Annotated in this window: 12 protein-coding genes and 2 pseudogenes; 11 read left to right on the top strand and 3 right to left on the bottom strand. The window is 65.3% G+C overall.

Annotated features, from left to right (window positions below; genetic code table 11):
• Nucleotides 1-769: 769 nt before the first annotated feature.
• A pseudogene (locus tag ACLQ24_RS27130) lies at nucleotides 770-1,051 on the bottom strand (hypothetical protein); the annotation flags it as partial.
• 276 nt (nucleotides 1,052-1,327) lie between these two features.
• Between ACLQ24_RS27130 and ACLQ24_RS27135 the strand changes: the two are divergent.
• The 8 genes from ACLQ24_RS27135 to ACLQ24_RS27170 all read left to right on the top strand — a co-directional run bounded on the left by ACLQ24_RS27135 (nucleotide 1,328) and on the right by ACLQ24_RS27170 (nucleotide 6,596).
• A complete protein-coding gene (locus tag ACLQ24_RS27135) occupies nucleotides 1,328-1,486 on the top strand; it encodes a hypothetical protein (RefSeq protein WP_425894583.1) in 159 nt (52 codons plus the stop codon).
• 317 nt (nucleotides 1,487-1,803) lie between these two features.
• Complete coding sequence (locus ACLQ24_RS27140) at nucleotides 1,804-2,001, top strand: hypothetical protein (protein ID WP_425894584.1); 198 nt, start codon at nucleotides 1,804-1,806, stop codon at nucleotides 1,999-2,001.
• An 11-nt stretch (nucleotides 2,002-2,012) separates the two neighbouring features.
• A complete protein-coding gene (locus ACLQ24_RS27145) occupies nucleotides 2,013-2,402 on the top strand; it encodes a type II toxin-antitoxin system VapC family toxin (protein ID WP_425894592.1) in 390 nt (129 codons plus the stop codon).
• 259 nt (nucleotides 2,403-2,661) lie between these two features.
• Nucleotides 2,662-2,922 (top strand): hypothetical protein, encoded by a 261-nt coding sequence (locus ACLQ24_RS27150; RefSeq protein WP_425894585.1) that lies wholly within the window; start codon nucleotides 2,662-2,664, stop codon nucleotides 2,920-2,922.
• The gene (locus ACLQ24_RS27155; RefSeq protein ID WP_425894586.1) at nucleotides 2,915-3,046 is read left to right on the top strand and encodes a hypothetical protein; all 132 of its coding nucleotides are present in this window, start codon (nucleotides 2,915-2,917) and stop codon (nucleotides 3,044-3,046) included. The genes ACLQ24_RS27150 and ACLQ24_RS27155 overlap by 8 nt, the downstream gene beginning before the upstream one ends.
• A 686-nt stretch (nucleotides 3,047-3,732) precedes the next feature.
• Nucleotides 3,733-4,350, top strand: coding sequence for a hypothetical protein (locus tag ACLQ24_RS27160; protein WP_425894587.1), 618 nt, complete (start codon nucleotides 3,733-3,735; stop codon nucleotides 4,348-4,350).
• Nucleotides 4,328-5,428 carry an ImmA/IrrE family metallo-endopeptidase gene (locus ACLQ24_RS27165; RefSeq protein WP_425894588.1) on the top strand — a complete coding sequence of 367 codons (1,101 nt, stop codon included), beginning with the start codon at nucleotides 4,328-4,330 and terminating at the stop codon, nucleotides 5,426-5,428. The genes ACLQ24_RS27160 and ACLQ24_RS27165 overlap by 23 nt, the downstream gene beginning before the upstream one ends.
• 604 nt (nucleotides 5,429-6,032) lie before the next feature.
• The gene (locus tag ACLQ24_RS27170; RefSeq protein ID WP_425894589.1) at nucleotides 6,033-6,596 is read left to right on the top strand and encodes an HD domain-containing protein; all 564 of its coding nucleotides are present in this window, start codon (nucleotides 6,033-6,035) and stop codon (nucleotides 6,594-6,596) included.
• Here the strand turns inward: ACLQ24_RS27170 and ACLQ24_RS27175 are convergent.
• Together ACLQ24_RS27175 and ACLQ24_RS27180 are read right to left on the bottom strand one after the other, a co-directional pair.
• Nucleotides 6,584-7,054 (bottom strand): NUDIX hydrolase, encoded by a 471-nt coding sequence (locus tag ACLQ24_RS27175; RefSeq protein WP_425894590.1) that lies wholly within the window; start codon nucleotides 7,052-7,054, stop codon nucleotides 6,584-6,586. The two genes, ACLQ24_RS27170 and ACLQ24_RS27175, sit on opposite strands and share 13 nt — an antisense overlap.
• 4 nt (nucleotides 7,055-7,058) lie before the next feature.
• Nucleotides 7,059-7,817: an XRE family transcriptional regulator gene (locus ACLQ24_RS27180; protein ID WP_425894591.1), complete on the bottom strand. Its 759-nt coding sequence runs from the start codon at nucleotides 7,815-7,817 to the stop codon at nucleotides 7,059-7,061.
• 177 nt (nucleotides 7,818-7,994) lie between these two features.
• Between ACLQ24_RS27180 and ACLQ24_RS27185 the strand changes: the two genes are divergently transcribed.
• From ACLQ24_RS27185 to ACLQ24_RS27195, 3 genes and pseudogenes are all read left to right on the top strand, one after another.
• On the top strand, nucleotides 7,995-8,315 hold the full coding sequence (locus tag ACLQ24_RS27185; protein ID WP_309223034.1) for a hypothetical protein: 321 nt from the start codon (nucleotides 7,995-7,997) through the stop codon (nucleotides 8,313-8,315).
• A gap of 242 nt (nucleotides 8,316-8,557) precedes the next feature.
• Nucleotides 8,558-8,770, top strand: a complete 213-nt coding sequence (locus ACLQ24_RS27190) for a hypothetical protein (RefSeq protein WP_328532974.1) — start codon at nucleotides 8,558-8,560, stop codon at nucleotides 8,768-8,770.
• Between the two features lie 96 nt (nucleotides 8,771-8,866).
• A pseudogene (locus tag ACLQ24_RS27195) lies at nucleotides 8,867-9,356 on the top strand (hypothetical protein); the annotation flags it as partial.

The following is a 9,356-nucleotide window of genomic DNA, read 5'->3' on the forward strand; positions in this document are numbered from 1 at the left end:
TGCGCCTGCTACCTCTACCTCGACGACCAGCCAGCCTAATCAACACCCCTCCACGAATTAACGCGGAGCAGCACTAGAACTACTCTGTCGAGCAACAGAGAAGAGGACCTCCAGCGGGATGTGTCATCCACGTCCCGAGACTGATCTGTCACGCACGTCCTGAAACGCGCCATCGCCGGCAGCCCGGCCGCCCTTGTCTCGTCGGTTGGCTGGCCACGGGATAACGGGCAGGGTGTAGCGAGACGGAGCTACCCCGCCGATGGAGTCACGTCCAGGCAGTCGCTGCCAAGGCGTACCGGATCGGCGCGGCAGTCCCGCGCGAGGATCGCGAGGTACTGTCGCGTCGGCGTGGCTACACGACGTGGGTTACAGCCCAGACCTGGTCCCGGTACGGGCCGGAGCACCTGGTGACCCGGTCCATCGGCAGAGGGCAGAGTCGGAAATGGTCGCTGCTGTGCAGCGGACTCAGCGCCGGCTCGCCAGCGTCCGTCAACCGATGTAGGGCTCGGAGCGCTCCTCGTAGCCGTGGTTGAGGCGGAGCAGGGTCGACGGGTGGATGTTGAGCGCCGCCAGTTCGTCGCGGGTCACCCACCAGACACCATGTGACTCGTCGCTCGGGCCGGAGTGCCGCTGATCGGTTTGGCCTGGAAGCAGATCGAGAATTGTTGCCGCACCTCGCCTCCGAGTACTCGATGACGCGGCCGGAGTCGGAGTAGACACCAACCATCCCGGTCACCTCGATGCTGATGCCGGTCTCCTCGTGGACTTCTCGGACGGCCGTCTCTTCGATCGTTGCACCGATCTCCTGGCCGCCACCGGGCAGGGACCAGAGGCCGTTGTCGGTGTGCGCTCGATGAGCAGCACCCGGCCGCGCAGAAAAGCCGTCCCTGGACGGTCTGAACGGGCCGGAGAACGGCCTGTGAGCAGCGGTGGAGCGCTTCCAGGAGAAAGGGACGACCCCCGTCGGGGGGGGAAAGTGACATGACGTAGCAGCGAGTGTGATCAAGTGCCGTACCGCGTGGTCAGACGTACCGGTCGTGTCGTCAAGCATGATCGAGAGTTGCCGCGCGGTACGGCACTTGCTGACGATCTGCTGACTCTAGGACGACGCGCTGCGGGTGCCCGAGGACGGCTGGAGGCCGCCCGCAGGGCAGGCCGCAAGCGGGCCACGTTTCGGACCCCTGCTGCGCAAAGATCAAGCCTGCTGTCTGTCAACGTCGGTCACTGCCGCTGACCTGCTCGTCCTGTCTGCTCGCGTCCACGAGAGCCGGCTCGGTCTGCTGGCTCGGCTGTACAGCCGTACGACTGTGTCTGACATGATCACGACGTGCCCGACCCCGAGTCCGAGTCCGCCGCTGGCAGTCCACCGCTGGAGCCTGCAACGACGTCGGGCAGCGAACTGCTCACGCTACTCGTGCTGCTGCTCGTTTCGGCAGTCCTGCTGGCGCTGTGCTTCGGCTGTGCCGCCCTCTGGTTATACAACTAACTGGCCGGCCGTGAGCTGGGCCGGAGCGCCAGTTTGGAAGATCGTTTTCGGCTGTCGTGACCTGCCCGGAACGCCTGGTCAACGGCGGGGTCGGGGTGCCCGATCATGACCGCTGTCGACCCCTTCGGACACTGGTTGCCGGCACGTGGCTGGCACGGCCGCGCGGTTGTCCGGCGGCGTACGGCTTGCCGCCCCCGGCCACGCTGGCCGGGGGCGGCTTGCCGTGTCGTCGGCTCTCCGCGCGGCTGATTGACGGTGGTGCCGGTGCTGACCGTGCGACAATGGGCGGCGGTGTGGGGTGCAGGAGGTGGGTCGTGATGTCGAGCAGCGCGGAGCGGATGCCCGAGTGGCCGACCGCTGAGCATGTGCCCGCCGAGGAGTTGGCCCGCCGGCAGGGTGTGCAGCCGGTCGCCTCCGTCGACGACCTGGCCCGGCCGGGCCTATTCGAGTCCGACGACGAGTTGGACGACTTCCTCGCCGACCTGTACGCCTCTCGGCGGGCCAGCGCCGCGTAAACCTGGCCGTCCTGGATACCGACGTCGCGTCGGCGATTCTGCGTGGTCGTCTGCCTGACCGACTTCGTGCCCGGCTGGCCGGTAAGACCTTGTGCATCACGTTCGTCACGCTCGGCGAGCTGACCAAGTGGACCGCGCTACGGAGCTGGGGGCCGCGCAAGCTTGCTGACCTCGCGCAGTGGCGATCCGGCGTGGTCCTGCTGCCCTTCGACGAAGCGGTAGCGACGACCTGGGGCCAGCTCCAGGCGCGGGCACAGCACCGAGGGCGGCCCCGTCCGACGAATGACTCCTGGATCGCGGCCTGCTGCCTGGTCGACCGGCTGCCGCTGGCGACCTTCAACGGCAAGGACTACGCCGACTTCGCCGAGTACGACGGCCTACGGCTGTTCGACGTCTCGTAGCACCAGGGCTTCGCGTGCGGCGATCCGATCGTCCGCCGTACGGGCAATCGGGCGTGGCGCAGAGCGGACCCGCGCCGTGGCGCGTCGGTCATGCCTGGACTGCGCGGGATCCGGTCGCGCGTCGAGCTGCTGAGGCTGGCCCGGGGTGGGTGCTGGTGTAGGACGTCGACCCGAACGACGGTCCGTGAATGGCCCGCCCGCCCCGGTGCCTCGCACCGTCATGCCGCGTCGGCCGGGTGTGCCGGTTCCCGGTGATCTGGTGCTGATCGACGGTCGGGCGCCGGTGCAGTTCGGCGGTGATCGGGCGCTGTGGCTGCGGGTGACCTCGGTCTGCGACAAGCCGACGTATCACGGCTGGGTGTGGCTGACCGGTTATTCCATCAACCGGGCCACCGGTGAAGCCCTGGCCCGGCGGGAGGTCTTCGCTCAGATCGCCGGTCTTCAGATCCAGCGGCCCACCACTGAGAACGCGCCGCCTCGCAGCATCGCGGCGTCAAAGACGAGGAGACGCGGTGTTTGACGTTCGGGTACGACTCGACCCCCTGGCCGGCATCGTCGGGCCGCTGCCGGTGGCCGAGGTGCCGAACCTGGACGCGTTGCCGCTGGGGTGCGGGAGGACGGGCAGGCGTACCGGTTGCGGCTGACCGGCTCACAGGTGCTGATCGCGGGTGCGACTGGAGCGGGGAAGGGGTCGGTGTTGCGGTCGCTGCTACGTTCCCTGGCCGGGGGTATCCGGTCGGGGCTGGTGAAGGTGTGGGCGTGCGACCGAAGGGCGGCATGGAGTTGGCGGCCGGGGTGCCGCTTCTGGACCGGTGCACGCACACGCCCGAGGACTACGTCGACCGGGTCCGGCTGACGTTCGCTGACTTTCCGCCCGTCGCCCCGGGATACACCCCGTCACCAGCCCGGGAGCGCTCCCCACAAAGGGACGACCCCCGTCGGGGGGATGCGGACTCAATCTGTCGCCTGCTGCCGACGAGTGTCAACCCTCCTCAACGAGCAGGTGCCGGGCGACATCGCTTCGGGTTCCGGATCGGCCCGTATCGAGGTTTTCGCTGCCTTCTTGCTGCCTCGCTGCCTGACAGCTCGCTTACAAGTTCTGCGCGCTCCGTCCGGCAGCGTCCGTCCGCGTCCGCGTCCGCGACCTCGGGCGGGAGTTGACGCTCGGCTGCCGGCGACTGTCCTTCTCCCGACTGGTTGCTGTCACCGCTTCTGTCGACAGCAACGGGGCCACGAGGGGTTGTGGCACGCAGGTTGGAGGCCGCGACGTTCAGCGAACCACTGAATGCCCTACTTCCAGTGTGAAAAACGGGGTGATAATATCACCACCATGGCCACACCTGATGATCTTGCATACATCAAGGACGCCCTCGGGTCGCTGTGCGCCCCGCTGCACCGAGCGGTGGAGACTGCGGCAGAGGTAGCTGACACGCATTTCACTGAGTGGGGAATGACGGACAGCGTCTACCAACGCGAGAGGACTGACCTGACCCGGGGACATATCCGCCGAATCCTGTCTGATGCCGACCTTGGCGACTGGGAGGTGGCGACTGAGCGGCGGAACGGCCAGGTTCTGCTCAGACGCTCCCTTCTGCGGGCCAAGCTTCTACACATCGCGCCCGAGCACGCCGTCCCCCCGCCGGGTACAAACGGTGCCAGGGTTGCGTACTATCGCAACCCGGACAAGGACTTGTACGGAGTGCAGGCGAGCAACCTGCTGGCACTCTGGCATGTCGACCTAGAGACCGGGGAAGCCTCACTTCGGGTCGTTCGTCCGACTGACATTTGGAAATTCATGCAGAATCACAAGGCTGACATCGACTTCTTCCTCCCTCGCGCTGACGAGGATTTGATGTCTCTTGAGTTCACACCGGACGATTCGGCCTTCGAGCTGCCCTTTGACATCGACATCGAGGAGGAAGGAAATGGCGACGCCTCTAGCTGGTGAGCGTATCCGATCGGTACGTCATCTGCTTGGCGTTTCTCAGGTTGACTTGTCGAAGGCTGCAAGCATCAGCCAGTCACTTGTCTCCCAAATAGAGAATGGCACCAAGGAGGCAACCGACGAAGTCCTTGAAGGTATTGCTGCTGCAACCGGCATGCCTCGCTCATTTTTCGAGGTAGCTCCGCCCGACGTACCACTCGGCACTCTTCGCTTCCGAAAGCTTTCATCGGCAAAGCAAGGAGACACGAAACGGGTCAAGGCTCTCTTCGATGAGGCTTATCGGATCGTTTTCGATCTAGCCCTAGAGACTGGGCTACCGCTTCCCGATCTGCCGATCGCACAAGGCGAGATCACCCATGACGACATCGAGAGGTTGGCGGCTGAGACGAGGGAAGCTCTCCAGCTTGGGGGCGACGGGCCGATCAGACACCTGACTCGTGCATGCGAGCGGGCAGGCGTGGTGGTAGTGCCTCTGACGCTTCCAGGCGAGCACAATGCCGAGGAGGAAGCGATTGGACACTTCGGCGTTTCTTTTTGGCCAGGCAAGTCCGACCCTGCCCTTGTGGGCTACTTCTCAAGCGGCTCCGGTGATCGGCTTCGCTACACTCTCGCCCACGAGGTCGGGCACCTCGTGCTACACACGAGGCGTCGGAATGTCACCGATGCAGAGGGCGAGGCCAACAGATTTGCGGGCGCACTTTTGATGCCGAAGAGTCGTGCCCAGGATGCACTCTCGGGCGGAATCACTCTTCGCGACCTAGCAGTACAGAAGTCCAAGTGGGGAATTTCAATTCAAGCACTGATAATGAGAGGTTCGCACCTTGGCCTGATCGATGAGCAAAGGAAAACCTCCCTCTTCAAGCAACTCTCTGCGCGAGGGTGGCGGAAGAATGAGCCCGTGAGGGTAGTACCGGAAGAACCGGCACTATTCGCGAGGTTACTCTCTGTCAGGTTCGGGGAGCCGCTTCGAATGAATCAGGTTTCGGATCGACTCGGCCTTGGCCCTGTCATCCTGAGATCGTTAGCACCAACGGCGCAAAAGACGGCTTCCGCCCCGAAGAACGTCATCCCGCTCCGATAGCCGTTGTCATCCCGTCTGCCGTCGACCCGCCCTCCTGGGGAGCGGGCTGCCGCCCGACCCGCCACGTCAAGCGAACCTTGACGCACGTTCGGACGCTGGCGGGTCGGGCGGTAGTCTGCTCGGCTTGCCCGGGTCGATGGCAGGCGGGATGGCCTACCGCAACCAGCCACGGACCGCAACCCGCCGACGCAGCCCCGCCATCCTGGAGCCGGAGCGCCCCCGCCGGAGGCGCAGTAGCCGAGACCTCGCGATCGCCGCCGGCTCGCCGATGTGGCCGGCGTGCGCTCCGCTACGCCGCGCGGTGCTGGCCGCGCGGCCCGGCCGGCTGCCGGCCCTCCACCACCCGGTCACAGCCCTGCCGTTCTGCGGCGGCCCACCGGGCTACCGCCCTCCGCGCCAGCCGCCGGGCGTGTTGCGTGGCCGGAGTCGGAGCGCCAGCGGAGCGACGGACGCGCGCCCAGGCGGCGGCGCGTGCGGCCCGTTCAGGGCCGCCTTGAAGACGTACAGAAACTTTGAACCACTTGCCGGCAGTCCGGCCGTCCTCGCGTTGTCGTCGGCTCGTCACAGGATAGCGATCAGGGTGGAGGCTCCGTACCCTGGCGACATGGCCGCCCTCGTCGACACCGCTCGGGAAGTTGCGAAACACCTGCTAGAGACGCCGTTGCCCCGTCGATGGAGTCACGTTCAGGCGGTCGCTGCCAAGGCGGACCGGATCAGTGGAGCAGTTCCGAGCGAGGATCGTGAGGTACTCGTAGCATCGGCGTGGCTGCACGATGTCGGCTACAGCCCTGACCTGGTCGACACCGGCTTTCACTCGCTCGATGGTGGCCGCTGGCTACGCCGTGAGCACTTCAACGAGCGGATTGCCGCCCTAGTCGCTCATCACTCCTGTGCGTGGCTGGAAGCCGACGAACGTGGGCTCGGTGAGATCTTGGCGCCTGAGTTTCCTCGGGAGGAAACGGCGGTAACCGACGCCCTCTGCTGTGCCGACATGACGACCGGGCCGGATGGTCAAGACTTCGAGGTGTTGGACCGGCTGGCAGAGATTCGGTCGCGGTACGGGCCGGAGCACCTGGTGACCCGGTTCATTGGCCGGGCGGAACCGGAGATAGTCGCTGCTGTGCAGCGGACTCAACGCCGGCTCGCCGACGTCCGTCAGCCGATGTAGGGCTTGCCCCGATCCTCGTAGCCGTGGGTGATGCGGAGCAGGGTCGACGGGTGAATGTCGAGCGCCGCCAGCTCGTCGCGTGCCACCCATCGGACATCGTGCGACTCGTCGCTTGGCCTCGGTGTACCGCCGATCGGTGCGGCTCGGAAGCAGAGCGAGAACTGTTGCCGCACCTCGCCGTCTGAGTACTCGATGACGTGGCCCGGGTCGGAGTAAACGCCGACCATCCCGGTGACCTCGACGACAATGCCGGTTTCCTCGCGGGTCTCCCGCACTGCCGTTTCTGCGACCGACTCGCCGATCTCCTGGCCCCCGCCGGGTAGGGACCACAGCCCGTTGTCGGTGCGCTGGATCAGTAGAACCCGCTCGTTTGCGTCGTGCACGAAGACGGATACGGCCACAACGATGCTGTTGGCCTTCGGGGCGTTCGGGTCGTGGTAGTGCTCGGTTCTCGCCATGCCTTCAGGCTGCCACCTCGTCGACAGACCGGGGCTTCGAGGCACCCAGAACCCGATCGAAGCTGTCGGAGTAGGTGCGGAACAGGTCACCACCGTTGAGCATGCGCAGGTGCATCACAGGCGCGTGCGGTGCCGGAAAGCCGAGGACGTGCATGTTCACCAACATCTCGTCATCGAAGCGGTAGATCGAGTTGTAGAGGGTCGTGTCGTGGTAGAGCACCTTCACCCCTGGTGCACCATCGAGGCGGTTGTAGTACTGCTGCACCTGCCGGATTTTTGCGGCCATCACGCCGGGCGTGCCTTCCTCGACGCTCCTCCGCTCGATGGCAGGGCTGGTCGGATCACCGAGCAGGATTTTCACCTCAACTCCGTCAACGCCCTTTTGACGCAGGACGTCGACAAGCCTCGGGTCCTGCTCCAGGAGAAACAGGCCGGCGTAGGCGAGCACGTCGATGCGCTGCGTGGCGCGTTCGATCAGCCGACGCCACAGGTCGTACGGCACCGACGATCGCCGCGAGTAAAGCTGGATCATCTCGTTCTGCCCGATTTGCGCCGCCTTCTCCGGGGTGATCGCGTCGGGCCACAGGTACGGCACGTCTTCCCGCACCATCGCCGCGATGGCGTGTCGGTGACGTGGGTACGGCGTTCGGTCCTGCGTGATCCACCGCTCGACGGTCTTCGCGTCGACCCCGATCTTCTCGGCCACAGCAACCGGGGTCAGGCCGTTACGCAGGATCGCATCACGTAGCCGCTCGTTCGGCATCCGACACTCCTCAAGGGACAACTAGGGACGAGTTCAGGCTAGCTGAGACGTCCCAAAGTCGTCTAGCCCATCGGATGGGTCGTCCTCGGGAAAGCGGGAGCCTTATCCGCAGAGGCCACGAGCAACAGTCCACCGGGGACTAGCTCAATACCTGGCCAAAGACACAGGAGGTTTGTTGTGAAGCTGTACGTGGACACCCAGAGCAAGCAGGTTCAGGTTACGAAGGACCCGGAGCCGAAGAACGACCAGAACGGCAATCAGCGGTCGGAGAAGAACACCGGCCGGCTCATGTGGTCCACCCAGGTCTTCGTTCTCGACGAGACTGGCGGCGAGATCATCACCATCACCACGGCGGGAGAGAAGCCGAGCGTGACGGTGGGACAGCTCGTCGCTGTCGAGCAGTTGGAGGCCATTCCGTGGGCGACCAACGGGCGCAACGGCGTCGCGTTCCGTGCGATCTCGCTGAAGCCGAAGGCTGGTAACTCGGCGGCCAAGTAGGTCCCTCGCTCACCGCACTGTGTGAGCCTCTGGTGTCTGACGCACGAAGCGGCCTCATAGTCCGCTGAACTGATCACCCTGCGGTCCGGGAGTGTTTCTGGCTCCTACATTCCCGGCCCGGCAACCGTTTTGGTTGCCACCTCTCATGGCGCGGGGCCGGTACTGGCTTCCCGCCTGCCGGCCTCGTTGCCGGTTCTTCCCATCTCGCTGGCCTGCTGGCCGGCTTCACGAGGAGGAACAGCATGTTCCGCTACATGATCTCGTTCACCTACAAGGCCCCTCAGGGCATCGGTTTCATGTCCGTCGAATGGCCCTGCAAGCGGCACATCCGCTCCATGGCCGACATCACCAAAATCACCAACGACCTGCGTAGCACCGGCTACATCGAGGCTGTCGTCCTCAGTTTCTCGCTCTTCGCCGACACCGCCGCCACCACGGGCGGCAAGAACGGCTGAACTGCTCACGAAAAGCGTGGGGTCGGTACTGGCTCCTACACCTGCCGACCCCACGCCCCCAACCCATCCAGCCCAATCACCTTGGGAGGACGTGTCATGTCCAAGTCTAGTCCTCGCCGGTTCGCCGGCAGGTCAACCGGAACGGTGACGGTCATCGAGGCCAAAGTCCACCGCTCCTCCGCACGTAACGCCAAGATGGCGTTCATCCTCACGGCGGTCATCGTCGGCCTTCTGTCGGCCGTGGTGGCCGCTTCCTACATTCACCCGATCCTCGCCGTCTTCGTCGGCGCGTTCATCGGCGCACCGATGGGTGCCGCCGTCTGGCTGCTCGTGCGCATCTGGCCGGTAATCCGGCTGCTGTGGTGGTGGACCCCGGAAACCATCCTCGGTGTCCTGCTGCTCACCGCGTGGGTGCAGCTCGCCAACCACACCCCCACCCTGGTGACTCTGCTCGTGGTCGCCCTGGTCGTCGGCGTCCCCGCCGCCATCCGCCCGATTCGCCGCCAGGTTGTTCCGCCCCGGGTTAGATGGAGACATCGAATCCTGGAGGAACACCGGCGATGCCTGCACCGAAGAAGTACAACGA

It is taken from the genome of Micromonospora sp. DT4 (assembly GCF_049841675.1).
Lineage (GTDB): Bacteria > Actinomycetota > Actinomycetes > Mycobacteriales > Micromonosporaceae > Micromonospora.